The sequence below is a fragment of the Pseudomonas sp. OVF7 genome (assembly GCF_030644265.1).
Classification (GTDB): domain Bacteria; phylum Pseudomonadota; class Gammaproteobacteria; order Pseudomonadales; family Pseudomonadaceae; genus Aquipseudomonas; species Aquipseudomonas gorinensis.
In genome coordinates this window covers 4,192,728-4,207,766 of sequence record NZ_CP128996.1, presented here as the reverse complement: position 1 = coordinate 4,207,766, position 15,039 = coordinate 4,192,728, and the positions used below count along the sequence as shown (strand labels likewise).

General features: G+C 61.1%; 14 protein-coding genes. 4 read left to right on the top strand and 10 right to left on the bottom strand.

Going from position 1 to position 15,039, the window contains the following annotated elements; translation table 11 throughout:
• The first annotated feature begins 26 nt into the window (after window positions 1-26).
• The 3 genes from QU606_RS19045 (at window position 27) to QU606_RS19035 (ending at window position 3,869) form a co-directional block, all read left to right on the top strand.
• Window positions 27-1,535, top strand: a complete 1,509-nt coding sequence (locus QU606_RS19045; RefSeq protein WP_304997335.1) for an amino acid ABC transporter permease/ATP-binding protein — start codon at window positions 27-29, stop codon at window positions 1,533-1,535.
• A 224-nt stretch (window positions 1,536-1,759) separates the two neighbouring features.
• Window positions 1,760-3,250, top strand: coding sequence for an arginine-ornithine antiporter (gene arcD, locus QU606_RS19040; RefSeq protein WP_168232674.1), 1,491 nt, complete (start codon window positions 1,760-1,762; stop codon window positions 3,248-3,250).
• Between the two features lie 76 nt (window positions 3,251-3,326).
• Window positions 3,327-3,869 carry an Hsp20/alpha crystallin family protein gene (locus QU606_RS19035; RefSeq protein WP_024075483.1) on the top strand — a complete coding sequence of 181 codons (543 nt, stop codon included), beginning with the start codon at window positions 3,327-3,329 and terminating at the stop codon, window positions 3,867-3,869.
• Between the two features lie 87 nt (window positions 3,870-3,956).
• Here QU606_RS19035 and QU606_RS19030 read toward each other — a convergent pair whose 3' ends face one another.
• From QU606_RS19030 to QU606_RS19000, 7 genes are all read right to left on the bottom strand, one after another.
• Window positions 3,957-5,138 (bottom strand): ABC transporter permease, encoded by a 1,182-nt coding sequence (locus tag QU606_RS19030; protein ID WP_227496800.1) that lies wholly within the window; start codon window positions 5,136-5,138, stop codon window positions 3,957-3,959.
• Window positions 5,096-6,583 carry an efflux transporter outer membrane subunit gene (locus QU606_RS19025; RefSeq protein ID WP_193689326.1) on the bottom strand — a complete coding sequence of 496 codons (1,488 nt, stop codon included), beginning with the start codon at window positions 6,581-6,583 and terminating at the stop codon, window positions 5,096-5,098. Before QU606_RS19025 ends, QU606_RS19030 begins: the two co-directional genes overlap by 43 nt.
• On the bottom strand, window positions 6,583-7,470 hold the full coding sequence (locus QU606_RS19020; RefSeq protein WP_024075486.1) for an efflux RND transporter periplasmic adaptor subunit: 888 nt from the start codon (window positions 7,468-7,470) through the stop codon (window positions 6,583-6,585). Before QU606_RS19020 ends, QU606_RS19025 begins: the two co-directional genes overlap by 1 nt.
• Window positions 7,467-8,186, bottom strand: coding sequence for an ABC transporter ATP-binding protein (locus QU606_RS19015; RefSeq protein ID WP_024075487.1), 720 nt, complete (start codon window positions 8,184-8,186; stop codon window positions 7,467-7,469). Before QU606_RS19015 ends, QU606_RS19020 begins: the two co-directional genes overlap by 4 nt.
• A gap of 115 nt (window positions 8,187-8,301) precedes the next feature.
• Window positions 8,302-8,556, bottom strand: a complete 255-nt coding sequence (locus QU606_RS19010; RefSeq protein WP_024075488.1) for an Lpp/OprI family alanine-zipper lipoprotein — start codon at window positions 8,554-8,556, stop codon at window positions 8,302-8,304.
• A gap of 102 nt (window positions 8,557-8,658) precedes the next feature.
• On the bottom strand, window positions 8,659-10,479 hold the full coding sequence (gene polX, locus QU606_RS19005; protein WP_024075489.1) for a DNA polymerase/3'-5' exonuclease PolX: 1,821 nt from the start codon (window positions 10,477-10,479) through the stop codon (window positions 8,659-8,661).
• Entirely contained in the window at window positions 10,476-11,114 is a 639-nt protein-coding gene (locus QU606_RS19000; protein ID WP_069076097.1) for a c-type cytochrome, read from the bottom strand. Before QU606_RS19000 ends, polX begins: the two co-directional genes overlap by 4 nt.
• A gap of 141 nt (window positions 11,115-11,255) precedes the next feature.
• On the opposite strand from QU606_RS19000, the gene QU606_RS18995 reads away from it, so the two are divergent.
• Window positions 11,256-12,623: an erythromycin esterase family protein gene (locus tag QU606_RS18995; protein WP_304997334.1), complete on the top strand. Its 1,368-nt coding sequence runs from the start codon at window positions 11,256-11,258 to the stop codon at window positions 12,621-12,623.
• 17 nt (window positions 12,624-12,640) lie between these two features.
• On the opposite strand, the gene QU606_RS18990 is transcribed toward QU606_RS18995, so the two are convergent.
• The 3 genes from QU606_RS18990 to QU606_RS18980 all read right to left on the bottom strand — a co-directional run bounded on the left by QU606_RS18990 (window position 12,641) and on the right by QU606_RS18980 (window position 14,944).
• Window positions 12,641-13,348, bottom strand: a complete 708-nt coding sequence (locus QU606_RS18990) for a phosphoribosyltransferase (RefSeq protein WP_024075492.1) — start codon at window positions 13,346-13,348, stop codon at window positions 12,641-12,643.
• Between the two features lie 57 nt (window positions 13,349-13,405).
• A complete protein-coding gene (locus QU606_RS18985; RefSeq protein ID WP_069076095.1) occupies window positions 13,406-14,290 on the bottom strand; it encodes a universal stress protein in 885 nt (294 codons plus the stop codon).
• A gap of 114 nt (window positions 14,291-14,404) precedes the next feature.
• On the bottom strand, window positions 14,405-14,944 hold the full coding sequence (locus tag QU606_RS18980) for a Spy/CpxP family protein refolding chaperone (RefSeq protein ID WP_306661580.1): 540 nt from the start codon (window positions 14,942-14,944) through the stop codon (window positions 14,405-14,407).
• Between the last annotated feature and the right edge of the window lie 95 nt (window positions 14,945-15,039).

Sequence of the window (15,039 nt, the reverse complement as noted above, 5' to 3'; positions counted from 1 at the left end):
GTCGGCGCGAGCAGTTGGAGATACACATGCAATTTGAATGGCCCTACTTTTTTTCTCTGTTTTCAGTCTCCGACTTCTGGAGCGCCTGCGTTACCGTGGTGCAGCTCAGCACGCTGGCCTGGTTCATCGGCATGCTATTGGGGTTCCTGCTGGCCTCGGCCAAACTCTCGGCCACGCGTTGGGTCAGCGTGCCGGCGTCGATTTATATCTGGTTCTTTCGCAGCGTGCCGCTGCTTGTCCTGGTGGTGTTCGTCTATAACCTGCCGCAGATGTTCCCGGTCACCCGTGAAGTACTCTCCAACCCCTTCTATTCCGGCCTGTTGGCCCTGGTGGTCACCGAAGCGGCATACATGGCGGAAATTCACCGTGGCGGCTTGATATCCGTTGCCAAAGGCCAGAAAGAAGCCGGCCGCGCGCTGGGCATCGGCCTGCTCGGGCTACAGCGCCTGATCGTGATCCCGCAGGCGTTTCGCATTTCCCTGCCGACGCTGATCAACGAATACATCACCGTGGTGAAACTGACCTCGCTGGTCTCGGTGATTTCCTTGACCGAACTACTGACCGTAGGCCAGCGCCTGTACGCACAAAACTTCCTGGTCATGGAAACCCTGTCGGCGGTGGCGGTGTATTACGTGCTGATCGTGACCGTGCTCGGCTGGCTGTTTCATTGGCTGGAGCAACACCTGGAACTCAACAACCGCAAACCACACACCCTGGATGACATCAGCGTGCAGCGCCTGCGTGCGTCACAGGTGGCACCGGCTTCCACGGGCGCTCGTACCGCGTTGGGAGCCGGCTCGGCGCCCGCCCTGCAACTGGTCGATATTCACAAGCGCTACGGCCAGCACGCGGTGCTCAAGGGCATCAACCTGAGCATTGATGTGGGTCAGGTGATTTCCATCATCGGCCCGTCGGGATCGGGAAAAACCTCGCTGATTCGAACGATCAACGCCCTGGAGAGCATCGACCAAGGCGAGATCATTCTGTTCGGCGAAAGTTATATCCACGCCGGTGACAACCCCCATGCGCAACAAGTACGCCGTGGGGTGAAGCGCATCGGTATGGTGTTCCAGAGCTTCAACCTGTTTCCACATCGCACCATTCTCGACAACGTCACGCTTGCACCGCGCTATCACGGCGTCGACACGTTCGTCAGTGAGCAGCGTGCCTACGCCCTGCTGGACAAGGTCGGGCTGCTGGCGCACGCGCAAAAATACCCGCACCAATTGTCTGGAGGCCAGCAACAACGAGTGGCAATTGCCCGCGCATTGGCCATGGATCCCCACATCATGCTGTTTGACGAGCCAACGTCAGCCCTCGACCCGGAACTGGTGGGCGATGTGCTCAAGGTGATCGGCGACTTGGCCAAAGACGGCATGACCCTGTTGATAGTGACCCATGAGATGGACTTCGCCCTGTCAATTTCCGACCGGGTGATTTTCATGGAAAACGGTTTGGTTGCGCTGGATGCGGCGCCTGAGCGCATTCGTGCCGATCAGTGCGGGGACAGAATCAGGCAATTCATGCAGGTTTGAACGCGAGACGGTGTGTGGCTTGCACCCTGCGCAAGCCATCGGGCCCCGGATCAACGCGATTTTTTTTATAAAGCCATTCAATCAGTTAGGTATTCCCACTGACCCGACGACACCTACATCTGATTTAAATCAACCAGGCCCTGGCCCTTCACGCAGAAATTAAGCGCAGCAGTCGCACCTTCGTACTCGATGGTGCAGAAACGCTAGTTTCCTGGAGGTTCGTCATGGCTACGCATCTACAAGGCTCCCAACCGATCGCCCCGCCGTCTGCCCAACCCGTTGCGAGCAGTCTGCACAAGGTTGAACCCAAGCGCCTGTCGTTGAGTCTGTTGATCGCCCTGGTGGTCGGCTCGATGATCGGCAGCGGCATTTTCAGCCTGCCACAAAACATGGCGGCCGGTGCGGGCGCTGGCGCGATCCTGATTGGGTGGTTGATCACCGGCGTCGGCATGCTGTCGCTGGCCTTGGTCTATCAGACCCTGTCCAACCGTCAACCGGCGCTGGACAACGGCGTATTTGCCTATGCCCGTGCGCTGGGCGGTGAATACCTGAGTTTCAATTCCGCCTGGGGTTACTGGATCAGTGCCTGGATCGGTAACGTCAGTTACCTGGTGATCCTGTTCGCGGCCCTGAGCTACTTCTTCCCGCTGTTCGGCGATGGCAATAACAAAGCCGCGATCGCCGGTGCATCCGTGGTGCTGTGGGCGTTGCACTGGATGATCCTGCGGGGGGTGCGCACCGCTGCCCGCGCCAACGCGTTGACGACCCTCGCCAAGATCGTGCCGTTGCTGCTGTTCATCGGCCTGGTGATCGCGGCGTTCCAGCGTGAGACCTTCAGCGTCGACTTCTGGGGCGCGCCCGCCTTGGGCAGTACGTTGGATCAAGTCAAAAGCACCATGCTGGTGACTGTCTGGGTGTTTATCGGGATCGAAGGCGCCAACGTGTTTTCTGCCCGGGCTGCGGAGCGCGCGAATGTCGGGCGCGCCACGGTGATCGGTTTTGTTATCACGCTGTTGCTGCTGATCGCGGTGTCGTTGCTGTCGCTGGGCGTTCTCAAACAACCGGAACTCGCTGCCCTCAAGAACCCATCGATGGCGGGTGTACTGCAGGTAGCGGCCGGGCCATGGGGGGCGGTGCTGATCAGTATCGGCTTGATCATTTCGGTGGGCGGCGCCCTGCTCGCCTGGACGCTGCTGGCCGCCGAGTCGGTATTTACGCCGGCCAAGGAAAAGGTCATGCCGGGCGCGCTGGCCACGGAAAATACCCAGGGCGTGCCCGCCAATGCGCTGTGGCTGACCAACGGCTGCATCCAGGTATTCCTGCTGTTGACCCTGTATTCGAGCGCCAGTTATCTCGCGCTGATCTCCCTGGCCACGTCGATGATCCTGGTGCCCTACCTGTTCAGCGGCCTCTATGCATTGAAACTGACCTGGCAGGGCACCACCTACGCCGGCCACCGCGCCCTGCAACTGCGCGACATGGCCATCGCGGCGGTCGCCACGCTGTATTGCGTATGGCTGCTCTACGCCGCCGGGCCTAAATACCTGCTGCTCAGCGCCCTCCTCTACGCCCCTGGCTCGTTGATCTATCTGGGCAGCATGAAAGCCCGTCAGGGGCAACCGCTCAGCGGCCCTGAAACCGGGCTGTTGATCATCATCTGGGCGGCCGCTGCCTACGCCGGCTGGATGCTGTGGTCGGGGACACTGACCTTGTAAGAGACCCCGTGTTCTGTCCTGGCAGGCCACGCCATGGATCTGCGTTGCCTGCCTTCTATCTGAGAGGAGTATCAAGATGAGCAATTCCGCAAAAAAAATGCCGGTCACGACCGAACATAAATCCGACCGGCTCCCCATGACGACAGACCTGTGGCGGCCACTGGAAAAACTGCGGCAACAGGTCGACCATCTGTTTGAGGACTTTAATCTCGGTACCAGCCTGTCGCCCTTCAGCCGGGGCCTGTTCGACGTTGAACCGTTCTGGCGTCGCGAACTGATAGGCCATGGCATGCCCGCCGTGGACATCACCGAGAAAGACAAAAGCTACGAAATTACCGCCGAAGTGCCCGGTATGGACCAGAAAGACATTGAGGTCAAACTGTCCAATGGCAGCCTGATCATCAAAGGTGAGAAGCAGGAGGACAAGGAAGAAAAACGCAAAGGCTACCACCTTAGCGAGCGTCACTACGGTTCCTTCGAACGGGTGTTCAACCTGCCTAAGGGAATTGACGCCGATAAGATCGACGCGAGTTTCAGCAAGGGTGTGCTGAGCATCTCGTTGCCGAAAAAGCCTGAAGCCATGAAAGCGGATAAGGTCGTGCCGATCAAGGGCGAGTGAATCCCAGGCCACCTTGCCCCTTGCCGGGAGACCGGCCAGGGGCTTTTTTTGTGTACGCTCCGGCCCGGCCACCGCGCTGCATGCGCCTCAGCCGCGAAAGATATCGTACGGCTCAATCCTCAGGACCTTGCGGATCCCCAGGTAACTGGAAAATCCCGCGATCAACAACACCATGCCAAACGCCAACCCGAGGTTCCAGAAGGTGATGATCGCCGCGTAGTTAGGCAAGTAAGTCCGCGTGACGCTGATCAGCAGGGTCACCAGGGCGATGCCCAGGCCGTAACCGGTCATGGCGGTAAACAGTGCCATGAACAGGATCATGTACACCAACTCCCGGCTCTTGGCACCAATGGCTTTGAGGGCGGCGAACTTGTCCAGGTTCTCCAGGATGAAGGTGTAGAACGTCTGGCCGGAAATCGAGAGGCCGACCAGAAAGCTGATGACAGTCATCAGCAGGATGTTGGTACCCACCCCGGTCTGGTAGATGTAGAAATCGGCAATGCGCTGGTTGAATGCCTCCTTGGTCAAGGCGACATAACCCAGGCGGGCCACTTGCTGCTCGATCGCGGCTTCAGCCGCACGGCTCCTGGGCTTGAGCAAAATGTAGGAGACCGTAAAACGGGTGGTCGGAATGTACTCGATGGCTCGCCGGTAGGTGGTGTACAGCGTCGGTACGCCAGTCAACCCGCCGACCAGGACTTTAGCGATGCCCACGATAGTGCCGCGGTGATCGTTGAGTTCGAACGAGGTGCCGATACGGGGGTTGCCCAGCTTCGAAAACTCGGCATCGTGGACCATGATGAAGGCATTCTCGGCGTAGATGTCCTCGATGGCCCCCTGCTCCAACGCCGGGCGGCCAAACAGGCTCGTATCATCCAGGCCGATCACGCTGACGCCCTGGTAAGTCCCGTCGGCCAGCCGCACCTGTGCACTGCCAATGAAAATCGGCACGGCATATTCAACCTCGTCCATGCTGCGCACCGCATCCAGCAAATAGTCCGGCAGAGGAATGACGATGGTGGGCGTGTTGACCGACGGATCGATGATCCACATGGGCGCCCCGATGTTGGTGACCGTCGAATACGCCCGATTCAGAATGCCGGCGAACATCGCGGTCATTTGCATCATCAGGAACACCGAAAAGGTGATCCCGACCAGCAGCGCAGAGAACTTGGCGCGATCATTCACCAGCAGCTTGTAGCCGATGCGCAGGATGCCGGCGTACTTCATGGCGCCGGCCTTTGCGCTGCCGCGTCCGGACGGTTCCACCACCCGCCTCCCAGGGCGACGAACAACCCCACCGTGTCCTGGTGACGTTGGGCCAACGCCTGCAAGTAAGCGATGTTCACCTGGTGCAGTTGCACGTCGGCGGCCAACAGCTCCAGGTAGGTCACCAGGCCCGCCCGGTAGTTGGCTTGCAACAAGCGCAATGCCTCCTGCGCCGTGGCTTGTGCCTCGGCTTGTTTTTGCACGGCCTGGGCATCGAACTCCAAGGCCTTGAGGGCATCGGCGACTTGCGCGAAAGACTCCAACACCACCTGCCGATAATTCGCCGCCGCTTGCTGATACGCATCGATGGCGGCCTGGCGTCCGTACCACAGGCGCCCGCCCTGGAACACGGGGATATCCATCGAAGGCCCGACACTCCAGAAGCGTCCGGCGCCGGCGAACAGGGAACCGGCGGAAGCCCCGGCGGTACCGTAGGTACCCGTCAGGCTGAAGCTGGGGAACATCGCCGCCGTCGCCACCCCGATATCGGCGCTGGCCTGGTGCAGCTGCGCTTCCGCGGCGAGGATATCCGGGCGCTGGCGCACCAGCACGGAAGGCAGGCTGACGGGCAGGTCCTTGGGCAGGGAAAGTCCGCTCAGCGGGATGTCGGGAAGGAACAGTTGGCTGGGCATCGCGCCTTCAAGCGTGGCGAGTAGATGCTCGGCCTGACTGACTTTCTGCTTCAACGCCGGCAATGACGCCTCATTGCTGGCGATCAGGCTTTGCACGCTCAAGCTCGAGGAATACGGCGCCGTACCACTGCGTACCTGGGCCTGGGTCGATTGAAGTTGCTGCTTTTGCAGCTCAATCAGTTGCTGCGTGGCTTCGATTTGCGCGGTATAGGCCGCACGCGCGATGGCCGTGTTGACCACATTGGCCGTCAACGTCAGGTAGGCCGCCTGCATCAGCCACTGTTGCTGGTCGACCTGCGCTTGCAGGCCCTCAACGGTGCGCCGCTCACCGCCGAACACATCCAGCGTGTAGCTGATGGTGCCGCTCAAGGTCAGCACATTGAAGACCGAGCCGGGCGTCGACTGGCCTTGCTGAATGGGCGCACTGCGTTCCCGGCCGGCACCGAAGTGGGCATCCAGCTGCGGGTAGAACACCCCATATCCGGCCATCAGCGTGTCCTGGCTTCGGCGCAGACTGGCCTCGGCGCCCTGCAAGGTCATGTTGTGAGCAATCGCCTGGTCCACCAGTGCGTCCAGCGGCGCGGACTGAAACAAACGCCACCAATACGGTGACACCTCACTGCCCGGCAAAAACCGTTGTTCCTGCCCCTGCGCCGCGACCGACCTCGGCAGCGCATCGCGCAGGTAGCCGGATGGCGTGGGAGCCGGCGGGCGTGAAAAGTCCGGGCCAACCGTACAGGCGCTGCCCAGCATCAGCAGGCTCAGGGCGAGCCAACCGGCGCATACGCGGCCAAACCAAGCGAGCCTGTGCATTATTTCTGACCTATGAAGACATCCACCAACTGTCCTGGATACACCCTCGGCAGGTCTTTTTTATCAAACCGGAAAATCACCGCCAGCACCCTCAGGTCGACTTTTTCCTGGCGCTGATTGGACAACTCGATCTTCGGCGATACGTAAGGCTGCAAGCGCACGAACTCCAACGGAACCTTGATATCCGTGCCGTGGATCAGCATCTGCGCACGCATGTGTTCGGGGGCCGGCAGCCGGGCAATCAGGATCTCGTCCACGTAGCAGCGAACGGCCAGATACGCCTGGTCGGCACTCATGACCACCAGCGGGCTGAACCCTTGGGTGTAGGTGTCGTAGGCACCTTGGGACGACACATAACTGCCAACGGTGCTGTTGATCGCCAGGATGACCCCGCTCCTGGGGGCCTTGATCACGTATTGCGCCAACGCCGCGGCGGCCACGTTGAGCGATGCCTGCGCCTGGGCCGCCGTGCCCTTCGCGGTATCGAGGGTGTCCTTGCTGATCGACTTGGGATCCAGCGCATATGAGGCCAGGCGTTTGTTGTACTGATCCCGCGCCGTGCTCATATTGGCTTGCGCCAGTTCGAAATTGGCGCGGGGCAATGCGTCATCGATCATCACCAACGGTGTGCCGCGCGTGACCGTCTGCCCCTCGCGCACCAGCACTTGCGTGACCGGCCCGGCGACCTGCGGATAGATCACGATATTGCTGCCACCGGACTGCTCGCTTTCGATGATGCCGTTGGCATAGATGGCGCTCTCGTAGCTGCTGCTCGCCGGCGCAAAGGCCGGCGGCAGCGTTTGAGGGGTGCGTCCGAACAGGTAGGCGGCGACCAGCCCGGCGAGCACGCCGAGTATCGCCAGCGCAAACAGGATCGGCTTTTTCACAGCGCAGCCCTGGTGGGCTCGGAGATACGGCCGTCTTCCATATAGATGATGCGGTCGGCGTACTCGTTGATCCGCGCATCGTGGGTAACGATCAGGATGCAGCGCTGCTGATTGAGGATTTTTTCCTTGACGAAAGCGATGATCATTTTCCCGGTGTCGCCATCCAGGGACGCCGTGGGCTCATCCAGGATCAATATCTGCGGGGCACCGACAATCGCTCGGGCGATGGCGACACGCTGCTGCTCGCCGCCCGACAGTTTGACCGGCAGGATGTCCCCGCGGTCCTTGAGCCCGACGACCTCCAGGCTTTGCCTGGCCTGCGCAATTGCGTCATTCCAGTCGTGGTGCTGGAGAATCAAGGGAATGGCCACATTTTCAGCGGCGGTCAGCCGCGCGAAGAGATGATAGTCCTGGAACACGAAGCCAATGCTGTTGAGCCGCAACTCGGCCAACTGGTCGGTGCTCAGGCTCCAGATATCCTGCCCATTGATCGTCACTGTGCCGGCGTCGGGGCGCAATATCCCGGAGATCATGCTTAACAGGGTGGTTTTGCCACTGCCGGAAGGCCCGACGATAAAGACCATTTCGCCAAACTGCGCGACCAGCGCCACCTGATCGACCGCCGTCATGCGCGCACTGCCCTCGCCAAACCATTTACTCAGACCGTTCGACGCGATGGCCGGGTGTGCGGCGGCAGTGGTGGGGACGCTACTCATGACTTCTCCTGCCCTGCCCGGCACCGGTCGGAATACCCAACCCTGTGTCGCTGCCGCCCGCGTTGGAGCGGCCTTGCAGCAAGCCCGACGAGGCGTCGGGTGCTGCAACCGTTCACTACTTGCGGCTCGCCTTTTCGAGTACCCGGCTGGCACGCTCATTGGCTTGGTCGGCGGTCTGTTGCGCTTGATTGGCGGCTGCCGCCGCCTGCTCGGCTTTGGAGTAGGCTTCATCGGCCCTGGCTTTCGCCGACAGCGCATTGCTTTGGGCCGACTCCAGGCGCGCATCCAGCTCTTTGGCGGACTTACTACTGCAACCGGCCGACAGCGCCAACAGGATGCTGAGCAACACAACGGGTAAACGCATATTCATGGGAATCTCCTTGAAGGTCATGGCAGGAAAGCACCTGCTGCGGTTCAAGTATCCGGCGCTGTGGTGGTGGCACTCTGATTTTTGTCAACTATCGACCAACAATCAGTCCCTGGCCGCGTCGGCGCGCCCTCCCCGCGCCTTGGCCAATAAAGACTTCAGCGCCCTCAGTGAGCGGGTATTGAGTACGTCATCCTTACCTAGCCAGGCACGCCGGGCTTGAGCGACGCCGTAGCGCAAATACGAAAAATCCGTGGCGCGATGGGCATCCGAATTGATGCTGATAAGCACGCCCTGGTCTTTGGCGTATTGGCATTGCAGATCGAACAGGTCCATGCGTTGGGGTTGCGCGTTGAGCTCCAGGCAGCAGCCGCGTGCGGCGGCGGCCCTGATGATGGCCGACAGGTCCATATTCAACGGCGCGCGTTCATTGATCAGGCGACACAACGGGTGCGCCAGAATCGTGAAATAACGATGATCCATGGCCCTGAGCAGGCGTTGAGTCTGTTGGCGCAGTGTCAGGCCGAAATGGGAGTGGACCGCCCCCACCACAAGATCCAGGCGCCCCAGGATCGTATCCGGTAGATCCAGGCTGCCATCTTCGAGAATCTCGACTTCCACGCCCTTGAGCACGGTGATGCCCTGAAGGCGGGCGTTGAGTGCATCGATCTGGTCGATCTGCTTCAACAACCGCTCGCCAGCCAGACCATGGGCCACTGCGAGTGCGCGGGAATGGTCAGTGATCGCCAGGTATTCCAACCCGGCTTGCTGCGCGGCCAATGCCATCTGTTCCAGGCTATTGCCGCCATCGGAGTCAAGGCTGTGCACGTGCAAATCACCCTTGAGGTCACTCACCTCCACGAGCCTCGGCAAACGCCCGCTGAGTGCCGCCGCCACTTCACCGCGATCTTCACGCAACTCCGGCGTGATCCAGCGCAACCCGAGCGCCTGATAAACAGACACCTCCGTGGCCCCCGCCAGCCGCTCCTGCCCCTTGAACACCCCATATTCATTGAGCTTGAGCCCTAGGTCCCGCGCCTGCTTGCGGATCGCGATGTTATGCGCCTTGCTGCCGGTGAAATACACCAGCGCGGCGCCCAAGTCCGCGGGTTTGACGACCCGCACATCCACTTGCAGACCGGAGTCCAGCACGACGCTGGCCCGTGTACGACCTTTCACCAATACGGTGGAAACCTCCGGGTGCTTGACCAAGTGCGCCGTGACACCCACCGAGGGCGCAGCGGTCACCAGGATGTCGATATCCCCCACGGTGTCGCGCATACGCCGCAGACTGCCAGCCAACTGGGCATCCTCGACCCCAGGCAGTTGGCGCAAGTATTCGATCAACCGCAGCGCCACGGGCTCGACAACCGCCAGCGGCAATCGGCGATCCTTTCCGAGCCCCTTCTGCGCGGCGCTCAATAAGCGCGCCTCCAGCCGTTCGCCAAAACCGGGAACGTGACGGATATGACCCTGCTGGGCGGCCTCGCACAGTTGCTGCGCGGTGGCGATGCCCAGGTCATGGTAAAGGTGCTTGATGCGTTTGGGCCCCAGGCCGGCGATGGACAGCAATTCCACCAGCCCAGGCGGCAATGTCGAACGCAAGCGCTGACGCAGGGCACAATTGCCGGTCGTGGCGATTTCACTGATCTTGCCCGCCAGGTCCACGCCAATCCCCGGCAGTTTTGGCAAGGGTTCGCCACGTGCGATGAGCGGCGCCAGTTCGACCGTCAGCGCCCTCACGGTGCGCGCCGCCACCCGGTAAGCACGGATGCGAAACGGGTTGGCGTCATCGATCTCGAGCAGGTCGGCGATATCGTCAAACACCGCGGCAATCTCATCGTTACTGATCGCCTGCGAGCGTTCGGCCGTGGGGGTCGGCGCGCCGAGCAACGCTTCCCGAGGCGGTACAGCCGTGAGTTTCATGGCCCCAGCCTCGCCATGTAATGCGCGACCGCCTCGGCATCGGCGTCCGACAGCGTATGCGCAATCTGGCTCTCCAGGTCCCCCCGCTCGCGCAGGTCAGCCTGTTGAAACACCTTGATCTGGCTGATCAGGTAGGCGGCGTGCTGGCCGGCCACGCGCGGTGTCCGACCTTGGCCCTGCCCCTCGCTGCCATGGCAGGCGCTGCACTGGGCGATACCGGCTGCCGGCACGCCGTGGCGAAAGATCCATTCGCCCCTGGCATCCGGCGTTTCGCTTTCTGCCTGCATGGGCCGCTGCTTTGAAAAATAGTCCGCCAGGTCAGCGATCTGCGCGTCGGTCAAATGGGTGAAGCCCCACATGTACTGAGTCGCGGCCTTATCCATGCGCACATGGCCTTTGAAATCGGTCAACTGCGCCTTGAGGTAGTCTTTTTGCTGACCGGCCAACTTGGGAAACGACGGCGACACCGACTCCCCCGTCAGCCCGTGGCACAGGGAACACACGTCGTTCACCAAGGCAAGCGCGGGCATGGACGCGGTTTTTTGCGATGCCCGATCACGGGTGCCGGAACAGCCCACAAGCACCACCACGCAGACGGCAAGCGCCAGGTGTGATCGGTTGATAGAGCACCTCATGGCACATGCCTCCATGATCAGCGTCGGTCGTCGGCGCGTAGCGGGTTCAAACACCTTCGCTCAAGGTCGTGCAGGCTTTATTGACAAAACTCAATGATTCGCCTGGGTCAGGGTATAGGAATAGACAAACCCTGGATGAGGATGACGGCCGTGAACACACCCGCCCAACGCCTGCTGGATAAACACTATGGCGCGGCCGACAGGGCGGCCATCGTGCCGGTTCTGCGTCAATTTGCCGAGCCACTGCCGGCACTCGATGCGGTGGCGTTTGGTGAACTGTTCGATCGCTATGGGGAGGCGCGGGTGGTGCTGATTGGCGAGGCCAGCCATGGCACCAGCGATTTCTATCGAACCCGGTCCGCCATCACTCAACGGTTGATCGAGCGGCACGGCTTCACCATCGTCGCCGTGGAGGCCGACTGGCCCGATGCCGGCCATGTCGACCGGTATGTCCGAGGGTTGGCCCCGTCGGCGTGGACCCGCCACATCTTCAGCCGCTTCCCGACCTGGATGTGGCGCAACGCTGAGGTCAAGGCCTTTGCCCATTGGCTGCATCGCTACAATCATCAACGCGCCAGCGAAGATCGCGTCGAATTCCGTGGCCTGGATGTGTACAGCATGCGCAACTCGATTCATGAGGTGCTGCACTATCTGGACAAGGTTGATCCGCCATTGGCCGTGGAAGCACGACGGCGCTATGGCTGCCTGACGCCCTGGCAGGATGATCCCGCGTTGTACGGTCACTTCGTCGAACGCAACGGCCTGATGCCCTGTGAACCTCAGGTGGTCGAACAACTCAACGTGATGCTGGCCAAACAATTGGCCGGGCTTATCCAGGATGACGAAGGGTTTTTCAATGCCGCGCAAAATGCCCGGGTGGTGCGGGCAGCCGAGCAGTATTACCGTGCCGTTTATCGTGGTTCGACCGCTTCCTGGAACCTGCGTGACCGCCACATGTTCGACACCCTTCGCGCCCTGCTTGAGCATCGTGGGCCACACGCCAAAGCCGTGGTCTGGGCGCACAACTCCCACATCGGCAATGCCGCGGCGACGGAAATGGGCTGGAAGGGCCAGTTCAACATCGGCCAGCTCTGCCGCAGCGCCTATGGGCGCAATGCGGTGTTGATCGGCATGAGCACCGACCGTGGCCAAGTGGCGGCGGCCGATGACTGGGACGCCGACATGCTCATCAAGGAGGTGCGGCCCTCTCGTCCCGACAGTTGGGAGCATCAGTTCCTCAAGGCCGGTGTGCCGGCGTCGCTGACCGACTGGCGCGACCCGCAGCGCAGCGAGCTGCGCACCGCGTTGTCCAATACCCTTCTGGAACGTGCCATTGGGGTGATTTACCGCCCCGACACCGAACGTGACAGCCACTACTTCGAAGCGGTACTGGCCGAACAGTTCGACGCCATGATCTGGATCGAGCAAACGCAAGCGGTGAAGGCCCTGGCACTGCCCAAAAGCGAACACCTGGAACCGGAGGACGAAACCTTTCCGTTCGGTGTATAGGGTTCGCTCCTCGCGGTTCAGGTTTCGAGGCGGTTCTCCCCCGAGTGCGCTTCAGTCGATTCGCGTTGCCAGGCCAGCTGCAATAACTTGATGACCTCTTGATCGGTGAGCTGCGGGAAATTCGCGTACCAGTAACCGATGGACATCATCCGCTCAGGCGTCAGCGGGCAGATCACTTCATTGACGATACAGCGCAGGGTCTCCACCGTCTCCAGCGGCGCTACCGGCACCGCCACGACGATACGCGCCGGGTGCTGCAACTGCACCGCCTGGACCGCGGCGAGCATCGAGGCCCCCGTCGCCAGGCCGTCGTCGATCAGGATGACCACCTGATCCTTCAGTTGCAGCGGCGCTCGGGCGCCCCGGTAAACCTGCTCACGGCGCGATAACTCGCGTGTTTCGCGGGCGACTACGGCGTCGTAACGGTCTTGATCAATCGGATGATCGCGCAGCATCTCTTCGTTGCGTATATGGATACCGCCACTGGCAATGGCGCCCATGGCGAATTCCGGATGGGACGGCATGCCGAGCTTGCGTACCACGAGGAGGTCCAGACGCACCTGCAGCGCGGTAGCCACCTCATATGCCACGGGGACTCCGCCACGGGGTAAGGCGAGGATGATGACGTCGGCTCGACCTGCGTATTTGAGCAACGGCTCCACCAGGCCTTGACCGGCCACTGACCGATCGGGCCAGAGGGTTTGCAGTGAAGGGCTATGAATCATGGGGCACCTCATCAGACGCTAGCGCCTGTTGGTTGATTACACCGGGCCTTCGCCGCGCTAGACCGCCAGTACGCTGCAAGGCACTTGGTAGAGGATGTGTTCAGTGGTACTGCCGAGCAGCTTCTCGATGCCGCGGTACTGGACCCGGCCCATCACGATCACATCCACCTGGTGTTCCTTGGCGAATTGACTCAGCACCGCAACCGGGTTGCCCGACACGAAGTGATGACGGTCCGACGGCACGCCATAACGTTTGGCCAGTTCGAGGAATCTTTTTTCCTCGTTGCTCGCCAGCTCCTTGCTGAGGTTGGAAAGCGCCATACCGCCCATGTCGCCCATGTACAGCGCGGACATATCGCAGGCATACAGCATGTGCAGCTCAGCATTGCATTGCAGGGCCAGGTTGATGGCCTGATCAATGATGCGCGCGTTCAGCTCGCTGTTCGCCTGCTGGATATCCGACACGTCAACCGCAGCCACGACAATACGCGGCAAGGCATGGTCCCGGCCGCCGACCAGGTACACAGGAATCGGGCACTCGCGCAGCAACTGCCAGTCCAGCGGGGTGAAAAACGCGCGCCTGAGCGCAGACTCGTGCTGCACCTGTTTGATCAACAGGTCGGGCTGCATCTCGCTGACGTAATCCAGGATGTCTCGCTTGATGTCAGTGGCCCATGCCACCTGCGTGGTCACGTTCAGGCCAAGCGCGTGGAGACTCTTGACCTGGGCTTCCAGCCAGTGGTGGTGATCCTCGAGGTAGCTTTCGCGGGCTCGGTCGCGCACGTCGCCTTCCAGCAACGCCAATATTTCCAGCGGTTTTGCCAACGCGGCAATGTGCAGGCTCGCGCCACTGGCCTTGGCCAGGGCACCGGCATGGGTAATCGCCGAGGCATCCCGCAGGGCGGGGTTGATGATCAGTAACAAGCAGGTGTATTGGCTCATGATCGATCTCCAGACAGGAAGGAAAAACCACCCCGGCGCTTCAACGTATCGGGCCAGGCGGTATCGCGGGAACCCTGCGCAATGTTCATGATGTTCACCCCATGGCGCCGCGCATTACTCTAGGGGCTGGCTTATCTGGCAGGGCATGTCGTTGGTTGTCGGCCATGACATCTGCATGGGCATGTGCATGGGCATCTGCCACGCAGCCTGACCGGCCATTCTGCGGTGCATCACGCGCCAGAACAGGTCGAAAATGGTTTTTTGCTGCGCGTCCAAGGCGTCATAAAAGGTCTGGGTCCGAGCCTGGGCGGCATCCAGGCGCACCAATTGCGCCTGCATCCAGTTGGTTTGCACACGCAGGCGCTCGATGCCGTTTGCCATCCGTTCAGGCGTCGTTTGATTGTTCGAAGCCTGCCTGGCCGGCGCTTGGTCACTGTCGGCGGCCCTGCCCTTGTCGGCTTGCTGATTGGCATCGGTGATGACGCCCGATGCCCAGGTTTCCCACGCGGGCATTTGTTCCGGCTTGAGCATCAGCTTGCCCTTGAGGTCGTCCAGGGTCCGCTGCGTGTGCTTGACCCAATCGAAACCGGCGGCGTGATGAAACATCGGACCAGGACCGGGGCCCGGCATCACCGGGTTGGCGAAGACGCTCATGGACGGTAACAGCAGAATGCTTGCCGTGATCAACAAACACTGGCCAATCAAGCGCGGTCTGTTCATTTCAGTTCATCTCGACGTTATGGGGCATT

Bases quoted from the DNA above. Each gene is read 5' to 3' on its own strand.
- QU606_RS19035 (WP_024075483.1), top strand. From the start codon at position 3,327: ATGAGCAATTCCGCAAAAAAAATGCCGGTCACGACCGAACATAAATCC.
- QU606_RS18990 (WP_024075492.1), bottom strand. From the start codon at position 13,348: ATGATTCATAGCCCTTCACTGCAAACCCTCTGGCCCGATCGGTCAGTG.
- QU606_RS18985 (WP_069076095.1), bottom strand. From the start codon at position 14,290: ATGAGCCAATACACCTGCTTGTTACTGATCATCAACCCCGCCCTGCGG.
- QU606_RS19015 (WP_024075487.1), bottom strand. From the start codon at position 8,186: ATGAGTAGCGTCCCCACCACTGCCGCCGCACACCCGGCCATCGCGTCG.
- QU606_RS19000 (WP_069076097.1), bottom strand. From the start codon at position 11,114: ATGAGGTGCTCTATCAACCGATCACACCTGGCGCTTGCCGTCTGCGTG.
- arcD (WP_168232674.1), top strand. From the start codon at position 1,760: ATGGCTACGCATCTACAAGGCTCCCAACCGATCGCCCCGCCGTCTGCC.
- QU606_RS19025 (WP_193689326.1), bottom strand. From the start codon at position 6,583: ATGCACAGGCTCGCTTGGTTTGGCCGCGTATGCGCCGGTTGGCTCGCC.
- QU606_RS18995 (WP_304997334.1), top strand. From the start codon at position 11,256: ATGACGGCCGTGAACACACCCGCCCAACGCCTGCTGGATAAACACTAT.
- polX (WP_024075489.1), bottom strand. From the start codon at position 10,479: ATGAAACTCACGGCTGTACCGCCTCGGGAAGCGTTGCTCGGCGCGCCG.
- QU606_RS19010 (WP_024075488.1), bottom strand. From the start codon at position 8,556: ATGAATATGCGTTTACCCGTTGTGTTGCTCAGCATCCTGTTGGCGCTG.
- QU606_RS19045 (WP_304997335.1), top strand. From the start codon at position 27: ATGCAATTTGAATGGCCCTACTTTTTTTCTCTGTTTTCAGTCTCCGAC.
- QU606_RS18980 (WP_306661580.1), bottom strand. From the start codon at position 14,944: ATGAGCGTCTTCGCCAACCCGGTGATGCCGGGCCCCGGTCCTGGTCCG.